We start from the raw sequence: 14,743 nt of genomic DNA on the forward strand, positions 1-14,743 counted from the left end.
TCTGTCTTTCATCGAACTGTACTACCTTCACATACGGATGCAAAAAGTCCCCGCCGTGCTTAAAGTTCACCACCTCATTCGCAGGGTGCGCTTCGTGAAGACATTTGACCATTTGACTGTGATCGGCCTGCGCGAGTGGGTCGCCCTGCCTGACCTCGGCGTGGCCGGGCTGCGCGCCAAGATCGACACCGGTGCCAGCACATCGAGCCTGCATGCCACCGAGGTGGAACCTTTCGAGCGCGACGGCCAGCCCTGGGTTCGCTTCACTGCGCACCTGGGCTCGGTGGTGCAGTTGCGTCACCGCCGCTGCGAGGCACCGCTGGTGACCATGAAGACCATCAAGAGCTCCAACGGCCACGCCCAGACCCGCTATGTCATCCGCACGTCACTGGCGCTGGGTGATGGTGTATGGGAGGTGGAGTTCACCCTGGCCTGCCGCAAGAGCATGCGCTACCGCCTGTTGCTTGGTTCCAAGGCTCTGATACACGGCCAACTGGTGGTCAACCCCGGCCTGAAATACGTACAAGACAAACCGGCCTTCCCGGCCACCCTTTCCCCTGTCACAGGTGCTGCATGAAGATCGCTGTGCTGTCGCGCAATCCGCGTCTGTATTCCACCCGCCGCCTGGTCGAAGCCGGTACCCAGCGTGGCCACGAAATGGTGGTGATCGATACCCTGCGGGCCTACATGAACATTGCCAGCCACAAGCCGCAGATCCACTACCGTGGCAAGCCGCTGGAAGGCTTCGATGCGGTGATCCCGCGCATAGGTGCTTCGGTTACGTTCTATGGCTGCGCGGTGCTGCGCCAGTTCGAAATGATGGGCGTATACCCGCTCAACGAGTCGGTCGCCATTGCCCGCTCGCGCGACAAGCTGCGCTCGTTGCAGCTGTTGTCGCGGCGCGGCATCGGCCTGCCGATCACCGGTTTCGCCCACTCGCCGGACGACATCCCCGACCTGATCCAGATGGTCAACGGTGCCCCGCTGGTGATCAAGGTGCTGGAAGGCACCCAGGGCATCGGCGTGGTGCTGTGCGAAACCCCCCAGGCGGCCGAGTCGGTGATCGAAGCATTCATGGGCCTCAAGCAGGACATCATGGTTCAGGAGTACATCAAGGAAGCCGGTGGTGCAGATATTCGATGCTTCGTGGTAGGCGATAAAGTAATTGCCTCAATGAAGCGTCAGGCCAAGCCGGGCGAGTTCCGCTCCAACCTGCACCGAGGTGGCGTCGCCAGCCTGATAAAAATCACCCCTGAAGAACGCATTACCGCAATTCGGGCGGCCAAGGTGATGGGGTTGAGCGTGGCGGGCGTGGACATCCTGCGCTCCAACCACGGGCCGTTGGTGATGGAGGTAAACTCGTCACCGGGGCTGGAGGGCATTGAAGTCACCACGGGCAAGAACGTGGCCGGGATGATCATCGAGCATCTGGAGAAGAATGGCGGGCCCAATCAGACCCGGACCAAGGGCAAAGGCTGATTCAGCCTGTACCGGCCTCTTCGCGGCTGAAGCCCCACAGGTACTGCACAACCCCTGTAGCGGCTTCAGTCACGAAGAGGCCAGTGAGCCTCACACAGCATTACGCGGCAGCAGCAGCCCCAGCGGCAACCTGACCCGCGCCTCGATCCCGCCGCCAGACCGGTTACGCAACTCCACATTCCCGCCATGTTGCGCAGCAATCCGCTTGACGATCGCCAGCCCCAGCCCGGTGCCCTTGCCACCCCGCGCCCGGTCACCGCGAATGAACGGGTTGAAGATGGTTTCCAGCTCCGACTCGTCAATACCGGCACCGCGGTCCAGCACGCTGAGCACCACATACGGCGCACTCTCATCCCCCGACACATAGGCAGCCACCTCGACCCCCTTGCCAGCATGGTGCAGGGCGTTGCCGATCAGGTTGCCCAGCATGCGCTTGAGCGAAACCCGGCGCAGCGGGAACGGTGGAATCGGCTCCAGGCACAGGCGCACGCGCTCTTCCGGCTGGTTGTAAGGAGCCACCACCTCGCGCACCAGGTCAGCAAGGTCGACCTCTTCCACTGGCTCGTCACGGCCATCGCGGATGAAGGCCAGGAACTGGTCGAGAATCGCGTCCATGTCCTCGATATCGCGAACCATGTCATCGCTCAGTTCGTTGTCGCTGTTCAGCAACGACAGCGACAGGCGCAGCCGTGTCAGTGGTGTGCGCAAGTCGTGGGAAACCCCGGCCAGCATCAGCTCGCGCTCACGCCCGGCCTGCTCGACATCCTCGGCCATCTGGTTGAACGCCTTGTACACCTCGGTCATCTCGCTGGGGGTATCGCTGATCGGCAGGCGCACACTGCGCCCCTGGCCAAGCTGGCGGGCGGCGAACACCAGGCGTTTGAGCGGCTGGTTCAACTGGCGCACAAAAATCCACGCCGAGGCGGTGGACAACAAACCAATGGCCAGGAACCAGCCCAGCACGTTCCAGATCTTCTGCCCGCGCAAGGGGTGCGGGTACAGCGGCACCTTCAGCCAACCTGGGCCAAGGCTTGGCGCATTGACCCACAACGCCGGAGGCGCATGAATGCGCAACCGCACCTCGGTGTCTTCACCCAACTCGGCCTGCATCTGCCGTTGGTAGATTTCACTGTAAGGCCAATGCTGCTCACCTTCGGGCACACCCGAGCCGGTCACCCGGATAAGGCCTGCCGCCTCGGCGATCTTGTCGCGGTTTTCTTCGTCGGCGGCCCAATAGGCGCGCAAGGTCAGCGCTACACCATGGCTGTACTGACGGTCGACCAGCACGTCCTCGTTCATCAGCAGGTAGACCAGGGTCAGCGCCTTGGAGAACAGAACGACGATCAACACCAGCCACAGGGTGCGGGCGAAGAAACTTTGCGGAAACCAGAGCGGTGTTTTCATCGACGTCCAGGCATCATTTTCCGGCGTTTCCGTCCGGTACGAACACGTAGCCCACGCCCCAGACAGTCTGGATGTAACGCGGCTTGGACGGGTCCGGCTCGATCATGCGACGCAGGCGCGAGATCTGCACGTCGATGGAACGTTCCAGCGCATCCCATTCGCGGCCGCGCGCCAGGTTCATCAGTTTGTCGCGGGTCAACGGCTCGCGGGCGTGCATCACCAAGGCCTTGAGCACAGCGAACTCACCAGTGGTAAGCATGTGCACTTCGTCGCCACGCTTGAGCTCGCGGGTAGCCAGCGACAGTTCATAGTCGCCGAACGTGACCGATTCATCTTCGCTGCCCGGCGCTCCCGGCACGCTCGGCGCCTGGCGGCGCAGCACCGCCTTGACCCGGGCCATCAACTCGTCCGGGTTGAACGGTTTGCCCAGGTAGTCGTCGGCGCCCAGCTCCAGGCCCTTGATGCGGCTGAGCTCGTCGCCCTTGGCGGTCAGCATGATGATCGGGATCTGGTTGTTCTGCTGGCGCAGTCGCTTGCACGCGGACAGGCCGTCCTCACCCGGCAACATCAGGTCGAGCACCACCAGGTTGAACACCTCGCGCTGCAGCAGACGGTCCATCTGCTCGGTGTTGGGCACTGCGCGGGCACGGTAGCCCTTGCTGGTGAAGAAACGTTCCAGCAGGCTGCTCAGCCCCGGATCGTCGTCGACGATGAGAATCTTGTCACCTTCAGTGGTGTTTGGCGTGCCGGTCATGAATAACTCCTCTGATATCGCCGCGCATTATGGCGTAGCCATTGCTGCACGTTGCGTGAGCATTGTTAGCAGATTTTTCCCCCGGCGCCAGTTCCGGCTGGCCGGGCGCCATCACCGCAAGCCGTTTGCGATGGGTATAATGCGCGGCTTTCATCCAGCGCCGCCGGGCAAAAAGCCCACAGGCGACCCCCGTATTCACAAATGTCAGGTGGTTTACATGGACAGCATCAACAGCCGTATCGCCGAGGAACTGGGCGTACGCCCACAGCAGGTCGAGGCGGCCGTGAGCCTGTTGGACGAAGGCTCGACCGTGCCCTTCATCGCCCGCTACCGCAAGGAAGTGACCGGTAGCCTTGACGACACTCAGTTGCGCCACCTGGAAGAGCGCTTGCGTTATCTGCGCGAACTCGACGAGCGCCGCGCCAGCATCCTTTCCAGCATCGAGGAACAGGGCAAGCTGACCCCGGAACTGGCCCGCGAGATCAAGCTGGCCGACACCAAGACCCGCCTGGAAGACCTGTACCTGCCCTACAAGCAGAAACGCCGCACCAAGGGCCAGATCGCCCTGGAAGCCGGCCTTGGGGAACTGGCCGATGGCCTGTTCAACGACCCGGCCCTGGCCCCGGAAAGCGAAGCCGCACGCTTCGTCAACGCCGAAAAGGGCGTGGCCGACGTCAAGGCCGCGCTGGAGGGCGCCAAGTACATCCTGATGGAGCGTTTTGCCGAAGACGCCGCCCTGCTCGACAAACTGCGCAGCTACCTCAAGCAGGAAGCCGTGCTCAGCGCCCGCGTCGTGGCCGGCAAGGAAGAAGAAGGCGCCAAGTTCCGCGACTATTTCGCTCATGACGAGCTGCTGCGTACTGCGCCGTCGCACCGCGCCCTGGCGATCTTCCGCGGGCGCAACGAAGGCGTGTTGAGCGTCTCGCTGAAGGTCGGCGAGGAACTGCCCGGCACCCTGCACCCGTGCGAGCTGATGATCGGCAACCATGTCGGTATCGAAAACCGCAGCCGACCGGCCGACAAGTGGCTGGGTGAAGTGGTGCGCTGGACCTGGAAGGTCAAGCTGTACACCCACCTGGAAACCGACCTGTTCGGCGAACTGCGCGACAATGCCGAAGGCGAGGCGATCAACGTGTTCGCCCACAACCTGCACGACCTGCTGCTGGCCGCCCCGGCCGGCCCGCGCGCTACCCTGGGCTTCGACCCGGGCCTGCGCACCGGCTGCAAAATCGCCGTGGTCGATGCAACCGGCAAGCTGCTTGACCACACCACGGTCTATCCGCACGCGCCGAAGAACGACTGGGACCGCACCATTTCCATCATGGCCGCACTGTGCGCCAAACACTCGGTGGAACTGATCGCCATCGGCAACGGCACCGCCAGCCGCGAAAGCGACAAGCTGGTGGCCGAGCTGGTCAAGAAATATCCAGCCTTGAAAATCACCAAGATCATGGTCTCCGAAGCCGGTGCTTCGGTGTACTCGGCATCGGAACTGGCCGCCCGCGAGTTCCCGGACCTGGACGTGTCGATCCGCGGCGCCGTGTCGATCGCCCGCCGCCTGCAGGATCCGCTGGCCGAACTGGTGAAAATCGATCCGAAATCCATCGGTGTCGGCCAGTATCAGCACGACGTCTCCCAGCTGAAGCTGGCACGTGGCCTGGACGCGGTGGTCGAGGACTGTGTGAACGCCGTGGGCGTGGACGTGAACACCGCTTCGGTGGCGCTGCTGACGCGCATCTCCGGCCTAAATGCCACGCTGGCACAGAACATCGTCGCCCACCGCGATGCCAATGGTCCGTTTGCCACCCGTGCAGCGCTGAAAAAGGTCAGCCGCCTGGGTGAGAAAACCTTCGAGCAGGCCGCCGGCTTCCTGCGTGTGATGAACGGCGACAACCCGCTGGACGCCTCTGCGGTGCACCCTGAGGCCTACCCGCTGGTGCAGCGCATTGCTGCCGATACCGACCGCGACATCCGTTCGCTGATTGGTGACAGCAGCTTCCTCAAGCGCCTGGACCCGAAAAAGTTCACCGACGAAACCTTCGGCCTGCCAACCGTCACCGACATTCTGCAAGAGCTGGACAAGCCCGGCCGCGACCCACGTCCGGAGTTCAAGACCGCCACCTTCCAGGACGGCGTCGAAGACCTCAAGGACCTGGAACCGGGCATGATCCTCGAAGGCGTGGTGACCAACGTTACCAACTTCGGTGCCTTCGTCGACATCGGTGTGCACCAGGACGGCCTGGTGCATATCTCGGCGCTGTCGGAGAAGTTCGTCAAAGACCCACGTGAAGCCGTCAAGGCCGGCGATGTGGTCAAGGTGAAGGTCATGGAAGTCGACATCCCGCGCAAACGCGTCGGCCTGTCCATGCGCATGAGCGACACCCCGGGCGAGAAGGTCGAAGGCAATCGCGGTGGCAACCGTGGCAATGGCGGCAATCGCCAGCAGCAGGCACCGCGTCAGCGCGAAACCGCCACTGCCGCCCCGGCCAACAACGCCATGGCAGCCCTGTTCGCCAACGCAAAGCAGTTGAAGAAGAAGTAATGGACGTACCACGTGAATACGTCGAAAGCGCCTTCAGCCAGCTTCTGGGCTGCCGCCTGCAACACCTGGACACCGGTGTTGCCGAGGTAGCCCTGGCGCTCGAGCCACATTTGCGCAACCGTGGCCAGAAGCTGCACGGCGGGGCGATCTTCAGCCTGGTGGATATCGCCATGGGCCTGGCCTGCTCGGCCAGCCATGGCTTTGACCAGCAAAGCGTCACCATCGAGTGCAAGATCAACTACATGCGTGCCGTCAGCGACGGCGAAGTGCTGTGTACCGCCCGCGTGCTGCACGCCGGGCGGCGCACGCTGGTGGTCGACGCCGACGTAGTCCAGGGCGACAAGCTGGTGGCCAAAGCGCAAGGAACCTTCGCGGTTCTCTAGCTCACCAAGCAATATCTGCGGTATTTTCAGCAGTGCGCTGGCACTGCTGGAACCGCGTAAACCAGGCGACAACGCCAGTTCCTTTCTTCCTACCCTTGTAGACCGTTATCTCTACCCCCATATTGGGGCGACTGACGCGTGAAGGAATACATCTTGAGCGACCTCCTCAACCGCCGCCTGAGCCTGCTCGGCGCCAATCTCCCCCTGCTCAAGCAGTGCCTGCACGGTATTGAGCGCGAATGCCTGCGCGTGACCGACGAAGGTCGCCTGGCCCAGACCCCGCATCCGGAAGCACTGGGATCGGCGCTGACCAACGAGCAGATCACCACCGATTATTCCGAGTCGCTGCTGGAGTTCATCACCCCGGCGCTGGCCGACCCGGCCAAGGTGCTCGAAAGCCTCGAGGAGACCCACCGTTTCGTCTACAGCAAGCTGGGCGACGAATACCTGTGGAGCCCGTCGATGCCATGCACACTGCCGGCCGAGGAGGACATCCCGATCGCCGAATACGGTAGCTCGAACATCGGCAAGCTCAAACACGTCTACCGCAAAGGCCTGGCCCTGCGTTATGGCCGCACCATGCAGTGCATCGCCGGTATTCATTACAACTTCTCGCTGCCCGAAGCGCTTTGGCCATTGCTGCGCGAAGACGAAGGCAGTTCGGAAAATGACCGCGACTACCAGTCGTCGGCCTACATCGCGCTGATTCGTAACTTCCGCCGCTACAGCTGGCTGCTGATGTACCTGTTCGGCGCCTCGCCGGCACTGGACAAAGGCTTCCTGCGTGGCCGCCCGCACCAGCTCGAGGAGCTGGATGCCGAAACCCTGTTCCTGCCCTACGCCACCAGCCTGCGCATGAGCGACCTGGGCTACCAGAGCAATGCCCAGGCCGGCCTCACTCCCTGCTACAACAACCTGGCCAGCTACACCGACAGCCTGCGCAAGGCCGTTGGCACGCCCTACCCGCCGTACGTTGAAGTCGGCACGCATGTGGATGGCGAGTGGGTTCAGCTGAACACCAACATTCTGCAGATCGAAAACGAGTACTACTCGAACATTCGCCCCAAGCGGGTCACCTACTCCGGCGAACGGCCGATCCAGGCCCTGACTTCACGCGGTGTGCAGTATGTGGAAGTGCGTTGCCTGGACATCAACCCGTTCCTGCCGGTCGGCATCGACCTGACCGAGGCACGCTTCCTCGACGCATTCCTGCTGTTCTGCGCGCTGGAAGACAGCCCGCAACTGGACAACGGTGAGTGCGGCCAGTGCACCAGCAACTTCCTGACCGTGGTCAAGGAAGGTCGTCGTCCGGGCCTGGAGTTGCACCGCAATGGTCAGCCAATCAGCCTGAAGGACTGGGCCAGCGAGCTGATCGAGCGTATCCGCCAGTTGGCCAACCTGCTCGACCAGGCGCAAGGCTCTGATGAGCACGCCAAGGCCCTGGATGCCCAGCAGGCCAAGGTCGACGACACCTCACTGACCCCGTCTGCCCAGGTGCTGGCACGCATGACCGAGCATGACGAGAGCTTCGTCCAGTTCTCGCTGCGCCAGAGCCGTGTGCACGCCGAGACTTTCCGCGAGCAACCACTGAGCAACGAAAAACAGCGGGCATTCGAGACGCTGGCCCGCGAGTCGCTCGCCAGGCAGTCCGAGCTGGAACAGGAAGAAGTCGGTGACTTCGACCTGTTCGTCGGCGCCTACCAGGCCAGCATCCTGGCAATCAGCAGTTGATGAACCGCACCACCACCCCGCGCAAACCGCGCGCCAGCAGCCAGGCCAGGATCGAGGCGATCCTGGCGGCGGCGCGTGAGCTGTTGGCCGAGCAAGGGGTGGCGGCACTTTCTATCTACAGCGTGGCCGAGCGGGCGCAGATTCCGCCCTCGTCGGTGTATCACTTCTTCGCCAGCGTGCCGGCCTTGCTGGAGGCGCTGACTGCGGATGTACACCGGGCGTTTCGCGAAGCCCTCAGCGCACCGATCGACAGCAGCGCGTTCAGCACCTGGCACGAGCTGTCACGGCTGATCGAAGAACGCATGCTTGATATCTATAACGAGGATGCGGCAGCGCGGCAGCTGATCCTGGCGCAACATGGCCTGAGTGAGGTGGTGCAGGCCGACCGGCAGCACGACATGGAACTGGGCGACTTGATGCACAAGTTGTTCGAACAGCATTTTCACCTGCCGGTGATGCCACTGGATGTGGATGTGTTTGCCCTGGGCATGGAATTGAGCGACCGGGTGTATGCGCGGTCAGTGCAGTTGCACGAGGCAATCACCCCGCGCATGGCCGAGGAAGGCAAGCGGGTGTTCGAGGCGTATCTGGGGTTGTATCTGCCGCCGTTTCTGGCCAAGCGTTCCATCTGAGAGATTTGGGGCCGCTTGACGGCCCTTCGCGGGCACGCCCGCTCCCACAGAGCCCGCGCACACCCTGGAGCTTGCGAAGTACCTGTGGGAGCGGGCGTGCCCGCGAAGGGCTACAAAGCAGCCCCAATATCAAACCGCCGCATCACAGCTTGGCGATAGACACTTCAGTCGACTTCACAAAGGCAACCACTTCGCTGCCAACCTGTAACTCCAGCTCTTTTACCGAGCGGGTGGTGATGACCGAAGTCACGATACCCGAGGCAGTCTGCACGTCGATTTCCGACAGGACCGGGCCTTCGAGGATTTCTTTCACAGTACCTTTGAACTGGTTGCGAACGTTGATGGCTTTGATAGTCATGGTTTGCTTCCTTCTGGCTTCCGGGATTCAGTGCGCCCAACGCAGTTGCGTGGGCAGAGGGGCTACAGGGTCCGGCTCGGGCGCAGTGCCCGGGGCGGACAGCACACGGTTGAGCACTTCGCTTTCCAGCGCGGCCAGGCGGTGTGAACCACGCGCCCGGGGCCGTGCCAGGTCAACAGTGAGGTCGAGCCCGACCTCGCCGTCCTCGATCAGGATCACCCGGTCAGCCACGGCAACCGCCTCGCTGACATCGTGGGTGACCAGCAGCACCGTGAAGCCGTGCTGACGCCACAGGCGTTCGATCAGTTGCTGCATCTCGATACGGGTCAATGCATCCAGCGCACCCAGTGGCTCGTCCAGCAACAGCAGGCGGGGCTGGTGAATCAAGGCTCGGGCCAAGGCCACGCGCTGCTTCTGGCCACCCGAGAGCGCTGCCGGCCATTCGTTGGCGCGGTCGGCCAGGCCAACCGCCTCCAAGGCCTCCAGCGCACGCGAGCGCCAGTCGCCAGACAGCCCAAGGCCAACGTTGTCGATCACCCTCCTCCACGGCAGCAGCCGCGCGTCCTGGAACATCAGGCGGGTTTCTTCACGGGCCTCTTCCAGCGGCGCGGCACCAGCCAGCAACTGACCAGCGGTGGGCTGGTCCAGCCCGGCCAGCAGCCGCAGCAAGGTGCTCTTGCCGCAGCCGCTGCGGCCGACGATAGCCACGAACTGGCCGGCCGGGATGTGCAGGTCGAGGCCCTTTAACACGTCGCGCTGGCCAAAGGCCTTGCGCAGGCCCTTGGAGGCCAGCGGGATGCCACGCAGCAGGCGTGGCGGCTGTTCCTTGAACACGGTCATGCGCCCTCCTTCCTGGCAACTTGATAGGCCGGGTGCCAGCGCAGCCAGGTACGCTCCAGGCCTCGGGCGGCAAGGTCGGCAAACTTGCCGAGCACGGCGTACAGGACGATGGCCAGCACGACCACGTCGGTCTGAAGAAATTCGCGAGCATTCATGGCCAGGTAGCCGATGCCTGCGTTGGCCGAAATGGTTTCGGCAACAATCAGCGTCAGCCACATGAAGCCCAGGGCAAAACGCACACCCACCAGGATCGAAGGCAGCGCCCCAGGCAGGATCACCTGGCGGAACAGGCCGAAGCCGGACAAGCCATAGCTGCGCGCCATTTCCACCAACGCTGGGTCAACGTTGCGAATGCCGTGGTAGGTGTTCAGATAGATCGGAAACAGCGTGCCCAGCGCGACCAGGAAGATCTTTGCCGACTCGTCGATACCGAACCACAGGATCACCAGCGGGATCAGCGCGAGGTGCGGCACGTTGCGAATCATCTGTACCGAGCTGTCGAGCAGGCGTTCGCCCCAGTTCGACTGGCCAGTGATGAAACCCAGTACCAGGCCGATGCTGCCGCCGATCACAAAGCCCAGGCCTGCACGCCAGCCGCTGATGGCCAGATGGGTCCAGATTTCGCCGCTGCGCACCAGCTCGACGCCAGCGCTTACCACTGCGCTCGGTGCCGGCAGGATACGCGTCGACAGCCAGCCAGCGCTCACGGCCAGCTGCCATATTGCCAACAGCAGCACCGGCAGCGCCCACGGCGCCAGGCGCTGGGTCAGGTTGGAGGAAGTTGCACGACTCATGGCCCGGCCCTCAGCTCTGCGACACGGATTTGGGCAGGATGTCGTTGGCCACCATCTCGCCAAACGGGCTTACGTAGCCACCGGATTTCGGTTGCTCCGGGCGTTGCACATCGAGGTGGGGGAACAGCAGTTCAGCCACCCGATACGACTCTTCCAGGTGTGGATAACCCGAGAAGATGAATGTATCGATCCCCAAGTCGGCATATTCCTTCACCCGCGCCGCCACCGTCGGGCCATCGCCCACCAGCGCGGTGCCAGCCCCGCCACGTACCAGGCCAACGCCCGCCCACAGGTTGGGGCTGACTTCCAGGTTGTCGCGCTTGCCGCCGTGCAGGGCAGCCATACGTTGCTGGCCCACCGAGTCGAAGCGCGCCAGCGAAGCCTGGGCACGAGAGATGGTGTCATCGTCCAGGTGTGAGATCAGGCGGTCGGCGGCTGCCCAAGCCTCTTCGTTGGTTTCCCGCACAATCACGTGCAGGCGAATACCGAAGCGGACTTCGCGCCCCTGAGCAGCTGCTTTTTCGCGCACCTGAGCAATCTTCTCGGCAACGGCTGCCGGTGGCTCGCCCCAGGTCAGGTACAGCTCGACCTGTTCGGCCGCCAAATCCTGAGCGGCCTCGGACGAGCCGCCGAAATACAGCGGTGGGCGTGGTTGCTGAATTGGCGGGTAGAGCAGCTTGGCGCCCTTTACCTGGATGTGCTTACCGTCGTAATCGACGTTTTCGCCTTCCAGCACCTTGCGCCAGATACGGGTGAACTCGACCGAAGCTTCGTAGCGCGCCTGGTGGTTCAGGTGCAGGCCGTCACCCGCCAGCTCGTCCGGGTCACCACCGGTCACCAGATTGAACAGCGCACGGCCATTGGACAAGCGATCGAGGGTGGCCGCCTGGCGTGCTGCCACGGTGGGCGAAATGATGCCCGGACGCAGCGCTACCAGGAACTTCAGGTGCCGGGTCACGGGGATCAGCGACGCGGCCACCAGCCAGGAGTCCTCGCAGGAGCGCCCGGTCGGGATCAGCACCCCACCAAAACCAAGGCGGTCGGCGGCCTGCGCGATCTGCTGCAGGTAACCGTGATCGACCGCTCGTGCGCCTTCGGAAGTGCCCAGGTACTTGCCGTCACCGTGGGTTGGAAGAAACCAGAAAATGTTAAGGCTCATTGGAGTCGTCTCCTCAAGGGTGGCTCTAGCCGGAGCGGCGCCCCGGCACAGGCAGTCAATCAAGGCGCGCTAGCGACCTTGGCCGGGGGTGTCCAGATCACGTCCTTGATGCTCAGCGGCTTGGGAATAAGCTTCAGCGTCTGGAACGTGTCGGCGATCTTCTGCTGCGCGGCCACCACGTCCGGGGTCAGCGGCGCAGCGCCGTAGCCTTGGCGCTTGACCGAGGTGAGGGTGACGTCGGCAGGCAGGCCGAGCAGCGGGGCGACTTGGTCGGTCACTTCCTGCGGGTTGGCCTGGGACCATTCACCCACGGCGCGCACTTCCTCGATCACGGTGTTGATCACCGCAGGGTGCTGTGTCGCATAGTTGCGGGTGGCGAGGTAGAACTGGTGGTTGTCGACCAGGCCCTTGCCGTCACGCAGGGTGCGCGCTTGCAGTTGCTGCTCGGCGGCGGCCTGGTACGGGTCCCAGATCACCCAGGCATCCACGCTGCCGCGCTCGAAGGCGGCGCGGGCGTCGGCCGGTGGCAGGTAGACAGGCTGGATGTCGCTGTACTTGAGGCCGGCGTCTTCCAGGGCGCGGACCAGCAGGTAGTGCACGTTGGAGCCTTTGTTGAGGACGACCTTTTTACCCTTGAGGTCCTTCACCGCCTGGATGGGCGAGCCCTTGGGCACCAGGATCGCTTCGCTGTGCGGCGCTGGCGGTTCGTAGGCGACATAGAGCAGGTCGGCGCCAGCGGCCTGAGCGAACACAGGCGGGGTCTCGCCGGTTACGCCGAAATCGATGGAGCCGACGTTCAGACCTTCAAGCAGCTGCGGGCCGCCGGGGAATTCGGTCCATTGCACCTGTACTCCCTGCTCGGCCAGGCGCTTCTCCAGCGTGCCCTTGGCCTTGAGCAGCACCAAGGTGCCGTATTTCTGGTAACCGATACGCAGGCTCTCGGCCTGGGCTTGAGTAATGGCGCCGAAGGACACAGCCGCCGCAAACAGGGCGACCAGACCACGACGCAAGAAGACTGTGCGCATGGCGCTCTCCTGTGCGAATGGGGTTCGGGTTGCACCTGCTTGCCTCGTTAACGGGCGAGTAAGGTGGTGAAGCGGGTAATGCCGGTCAGATGCTCCAGCGAGCGCTGATCAGACGTTCGTTCAGTACGCCGGGCGCCACGGGGTTCGGCCGACGGGCCAAGGCCGCGTGAAAGGTTTCCAGCGAGTCCTGCAGGCGCTCTTCCAGCGCCTGTACCAACTGCGCGGGCTTTGTGCCTTCTGCGTGAGCCACCTGGCTGTCGTCAGCGAAGATCCCTTGCAGGGTCTCTTGTGCCTTGAGTGCCGACAGCACCGGCTTCAATGCGTAGTCCACCGCCAGCAGGTGGGCGATGCTGCCGCCAGTAGCGATCGGCAACACGACCTTGTGGGCCAGTGCGCGTTCGGGCAGCAGGTCGAGCAATGTCTTCAGCGCACCGGCAAACGATGCTTTGTAGACAGGGGTAGAAACGATCAGGCCATCCGCCTGGGCCACCAACTGCTGGAAGTGTTGCACTTGGGGGCTATCGAAACGGGCATGCAACAGGTCTTCGGCGGGGAAGTCACGCACCTGGAAGGTCACCACTTCGACGCCGCGCTCCTGCAGCCACTGGCGCGAACGCTCGAGCAGCACGCCGGAGCGTGAACGGAGACTTGGGCTACCACCGATTGAGACAACCAGCATTGCTGCGCTTCCTTGTGTTCTGTTGGAGGTAACATTAACAGCCGCCTCATATATCTATAAATCATATTTATTCATTTGTTTATTCCATTATTGTCTTTATCCACGAGGGCCTCTTCGCGGGCGCGCCCGCTCCCACAGGTTTATTACAGGCATAAAAAAGGGCCGTCGAAACGGCCCGAAAATCCCTGCTTGGCTAAGAGCAATGCAACGAGGATTCCATTAACGATTGGGCTGAGGGGTCAGGCGCAGATAGGGTTTGACCGCCCGGTAACCTTTGGGGAAGCGCTGCTTGATCTCCTCCTCATCCTTAAGCGAAGGCACGATCACCACCTCGTCGCCGTCCTGCCAGTTACCTGGTGTGGCGACCTTGTGGTTGTCGGTCAGTTGCAGCGAGTCGATCACCCGCAAAATTTCATTGAAGTTGCGCCCGGTACTGGCCGGATAGGTGATGGTCAGGCGCACCTTCTTGTTCGGGTCGATGATGAACAGCGAGCGCACGGTCAGGGTGTCGCTGGCGTTCGGGTGGATCAGGTCGTACAGGTCGGACACTTTGCGGTCGGCGTCGGCGATGATCGGGAAGTTGACCACGGTATTCTGTGTTTCGTTGATGTCATCGATCCACTTGTGATGCGAGTCGACCGGGTCCACCGACAGGGCGATGGCCTTGACCCCGCGCTTGGCAAATTCGTCCTTGAGCTTGGCGGTCAGGCCCAACTCGGTGGTGCACACCGGGGTGAAGTCTGCCGGGTGGGAGAACAGCACCCCCCAACTGTTGCCCAGCCACTCGTGGAAGCGGATCTTGCCTTCGCTGGAGTCCTGTTCGAAATCGGGGGCGATATCGCCGAGTTTGAGGCTCATGGGCTGCGGCTCCTTGGCTGGGTTCTGTACCGTAGGGGTTCAATGTGCCTGCAATCGATCAAGAATAAAAGGAATAAATAACGATTTATTTATAACCAAAATACA

At 62.7% G+C, this 14,743-nt stretch carries 15 protein-coding genes; 6 read left to right on the forward strand and 9 right to left on the reverse strand.

The window, feature by feature from the left end; all coding sequences use genetic code 11:
* Positions 1–94 precede the first annotated feature (94 nt).
* Both J3A98_RS23225 and rimK read left to right on the forward strand, forming a co-directional pair.
* Positions 95–577 carry an ATP-dependent zinc protease gene (locus tag J3A98_RS23225; RefSeq protein ID WP_028697326.1) on the forward strand — a complete coding sequence of 161 codons (483 nt, stop codon included), beginning with the start codon at positions 95–97 and terminating at the stop codon, positions 575–577.
* On the forward strand, positions 574–1,479 hold the full coding sequence (rimK, locus tag J3A98_RS23230) for a 30S ribosomal protein S6--L-glutamate ligase (protein ID WP_021782598.1): 906 nt from the start codon (positions 574–576) through the stop codon (positions 1,477–1,479). Before J3A98_RS23225 ends, rimK begins: the two co-directional genes overlap by 4 nt.
* Before the next feature lie 90 nt (positions 1,480–1,569).
* Here rimK and J3A98_RS23235 read toward each other — a convergent pair whose 3' ends face one another.
* Together J3A98_RS23235 and ompR are read right to left on the reverse strand one after the other, a co-directional pair.
* Positions 1,570–2,883, reverse strand: coding sequence for an ATP-binding protein (locus tag J3A98_RS23235; protein WP_176685251.1), 1,314 nt, complete (start codon positions 2,881–2,883; stop codon positions 1,570–1,572).
* 13 nt (positions 2,884–2,896) lie between these two features.
* A complete protein-coding gene (ompR, locus tag J3A98_RS23240; protein ID WP_176685252.1) occupies positions 2,897–3,637 on the reverse strand; it encodes a two-component system response regulator OmpR in 741 nt (246 codons plus the stop codon).
* A 217-nt stretch (positions 3,638–3,854) separates the two neighbouring features.
* On the opposite strand from ompR, the gene J3A98_RS23245 reads away from it, so the two are divergent.
* From J3A98_RS23245 to J3A98_RS23260, 4 genes are all read left to right on the forward strand, one after another.
* Positions 3,855–6,179 carry a Tex family protein gene (locus tag J3A98_RS23245; protein WP_209968750.1) on the forward strand — a complete coding sequence of 775 codons (2,325 nt, stop codon included), beginning with the start codon at positions 3,855–3,857 and terminating at the stop codon, positions 6,177–6,179.
* On the forward strand, positions 6,179–6,562 hold the full coding sequence (locus tag J3A98_RS23250; RefSeq protein WP_021782595.1) for a PaaI family thioesterase: 384 nt from the start codon (positions 6,179–6,181) through the stop codon (positions 6,560–6,562). Before J3A98_RS23245 ends, J3A98_RS23250 begins: the two co-directional genes overlap by 1 nt.
* Before the next feature lie 138 nt (positions 6,563–6,700).
* A complete protein-coding gene (gene gshA, locus J3A98_RS23255; protein WP_209968754.1) occupies positions 6,701–8,293 on the forward strand; it encodes a glutamate--cysteine ligase in 1,593 nt (530 codons plus the stop codon).
* Positions 8,293–8,925 carry a TetR/AcrR family transcriptional regulator gene (locus J3A98_RS23260; protein WP_209968757.1) on the forward strand — a complete coding sequence of 211 codons (633 nt, stop codon included), beginning with the start codon at positions 8,293–8,295 and terminating at the stop codon, positions 8,923–8,925. Before gshA ends, J3A98_RS23260 begins: the two co-directional genes overlap by 1 nt.
* A gap of 142 nt (positions 8,926–9,067) precedes the next feature.
* On the opposite strand, the gene J3A98_RS23265 is transcribed toward J3A98_RS23260, so the two are convergent.
* The 7 genes from J3A98_RS23265 to J3A98_RS23295 all read right to left on the reverse strand — a co-directional run bounded on the left by J3A98_RS23265 (position 9,068) and on the right by J3A98_RS23295 (position 14,638).
* Entirely contained in the window at positions 9,068–9,283 is a 216-nt protein-coding gene (locus J3A98_RS23265) for a molybdopterin-binding protein (protein ID WP_209968761.1), read from the reverse strand.
* 27 nt (positions 9,284–9,310) lie between these two features.
* Positions 9,311–10,123 (reverse strand): aliphatic sulfonates ABC transporter ATP-binding protein, encoded by an 813-nt coding sequence (gene ssuB / locus J3A98_RS23270; protein ID WP_176685256.1) that lies wholly within the window; start codon positions 10,121–10,123, stop codon positions 9,311–9,313.
* Positions 10,120–10,917, reverse strand: coding sequence for an aliphatic sulfonate ABC transporter permease SsuC (gene ssuC, locus J3A98_RS23275; protein WP_209968763.1), 798 nt, complete (start codon positions 10,915–10,917; stop codon positions 10,120–10,122). The genes ssuB and ssuC overlap by 4 nt, the downstream gene beginning before the upstream one ends.
* Positions 10,918–10,927: 10 nt before the next feature.
* Positions 10,928–12,076, reverse strand: coding sequence for an FMNH2-dependent alkanesulfonate monooxygenase (gene ssuD / locus J3A98_RS23280; protein WP_209968766.1), 1,149 nt, complete (start codon positions 12,074–12,076; stop codon positions 10,928–10,930).
* Positions 12,077–12,135: 59 nt separating this feature from the next.
* Complete coding sequence (locus J3A98_RS23285) at positions 12,136–13,101, reverse strand: sulfonate ABC transporter substrate-binding protein (RefSeq protein ID WP_176685259.1); 966 nt, start codon at positions 13,099–13,101, stop codon at positions 12,136–12,138.
* Positions 13,102–13,186: 85 nt separating this feature from the next.
* Positions 13,187–13,780, reverse strand: coding sequence for an NADPH-dependent FMN reductase (gene ssuE / locus J3A98_RS23290; protein WP_176685260.1), 594 nt, complete (start codon positions 13,778–13,780; stop codon positions 13,187–13,189).
* Positions 13,781–13,999: 219 nt separating this feature from the next.
* The gene (locus J3A98_RS23295; protein ID WP_003255836.1) at positions 14,000–14,638 is read right to left on the reverse strand and encodes a peroxiredoxin; all 639 of its coding nucleotides are present in this window, start codon (positions 14,636–14,638) and stop codon (positions 14,000–14,002) included.
* Between the last annotated feature and the right edge of the window lie 105 nt (positions 14,639–14,743).

The sequence above is a fragment of the Pseudomonas sp. BP6 genome (assembly GCF_017875935.1).
GTDB classification, from domain to species: Bacteria; Pseudomonadota; Gammaproteobacteria; order Pseudomonadales; family Pseudomonadaceae; genus Aquipseudomonas; species Aquipseudomonas putida_Y.

Bases quoted from the DNA above. Each gene is read 5' to 3' on its own strand.
- J3A98_RS23250 (WP_021782595.1), top strand. From the start codon at position 6,179: ATGGACGTACCACGTGAATACGTCGAAAGCGCCTTCAGCCAGCTTCTG.
- J3A98_RS23260 (WP_209968757.1), top strand. From the start codon at position 8,293: ATGAACCGCACCACCACCCCGCGCAAACCGCGCGCCAGCAGCCAGGCC.
- ssuB (WP_176685256.1), bottom strand. From the start codon at position 10,123: ATGACCGTGTTCAAGGAACAGCCGCCACGCCTGCTGCGTGGCATCCCG.
- ssuE (WP_176685260.1), bottom strand. From the start codon at position 13,780: ATGCTGGTTGTCTCAATCGGTGGTAGCCCAAGTCTCCGTTCACGCTCC.
- J3A98_RS23245 (WP_209968750.1), top strand. From the start codon at position 3,855: ATGGACAGCATCAACAGCCGTATCGCCGAGGAACTGGGCGTACGCCCA.
- ompR (WP_176685252.1), bottom strand. From the start codon at position 3,637: ATGACCGGCACGCCAAACACCACTGAAGGTGACAAGATTCTCATCGTC.
- J3A98_RS23235 (WP_176685251.1), bottom strand. From the start codon at position 2,883: ATGAAAACACCGCTCTGGTTTCCGCAAAGTTTCTTCGCCCGCACCCTG.
- J3A98_RS23295 (WP_003255836.1), bottom strand. From the start codon at position 14,638: ATGAGCCTCAAACTCGGCGATATCGCCCCCGATTTCGAACAGGACTCC.
- rimK (WP_021782598.1), top strand. From the start codon at position 574: ATGAAGATCGCTGTGCTGTCGCGCAATCCGCGTCTGTATTCCACCCGC.
- J3A98_RS23285 (WP_176685259.1), bottom strand. From the start codon at position 13,101: ATGCGCACAGTCTTCTTGCGTCGTGGTCTGGTCGCCCTGTTTGCGGCG.
- ssuC (WP_209968763.1), bottom strand. From the start codon at position 10,917: ATGAGTCGTGCAACTTCCTCCAACCTGACCCAGCGCCTGGCGCCGTGG.
- J3A98_RS23265 (WP_209968761.1), bottom strand. From the start codon at position 9,283: ATGACTATCAAAGCCATCAACGTTCGCAACCAGTTCAAAGGTACTGTG.
- ssuD (WP_209968766.1), bottom strand. From the start codon at position 12,076: ATGAGCCTTAACATTTTCTGGTTTCTTCCAACCCACGGTGACGGCAAG.